General features: G+C 66.0%; 1 protein-coding gene. It reads right to left on the reverse strand.

Features of this window, described 5'->3' with window-relative positions; translation table 11 throughout:
- Nucleotides 1-61: 61 nt before the first annotated feature.
- Nucleotides 62-491, reverse strand: a 430-nt coding sequence (locus tag EN893_RS37435) for a TOBE domain-containing protein (RefSeq protein WP_128362330.1), incomplete at its 5' end; no start/stop codon positions are given.

Below are 491 nucleotides of genomic sequence, written 5' to 3' on the forward strand. Positions count from 1 at the left end.
GCCTATCTCCCCCCTTGAGGGGGAGATGTCCGGCAGGACAGAGGGGGGCGAACCGCTCTACCTACCCCGCCGCGATCAACACCGTACTCTCCGGCGACCAGCGCAGAACGACGTCCTGACCTTCCGCCAGCCTGTCGACACCCGTGTTCTGTACAATCACCTTCAACGTCTGGCCGCCACGCTCGACGAAATAGGTGCTGTTGTTGCCGGCGAAGATGCGCTTGGAAACCTGCCCCTTGAGCATGTTGGCAGTGCCATCCGGTGCTCCGGCATCCGTGGCGATGCGGATGCGTTCGGGGCGCACGGCACAGCTCGCCTTGGCGCCGGCGGCAAGCTTGGCACCCGCGCCGGCGGCAATCGCCGTGCCGTCCGGCAGCCGGATGCCATCGCCCGTCGTATCGCCGCGAAAAATGTTGGCGTCGCCGAGGAAGGTGGCAGCGAACTCGCTCTTCGGCCTGTTATAGATCTCCTCCGGCGGCCCCTCCTGCACC

The organism is Mesorhizobium sp. M7A.F.Ca.CA.004.04.2.1 (genome assembly GCF_004022825.1).
GTDB lineage: Bacteria > Pseudomonadota > Alphaproteobacteria > Rhizobiales > Rhizobiaceae > Mesorhizobium.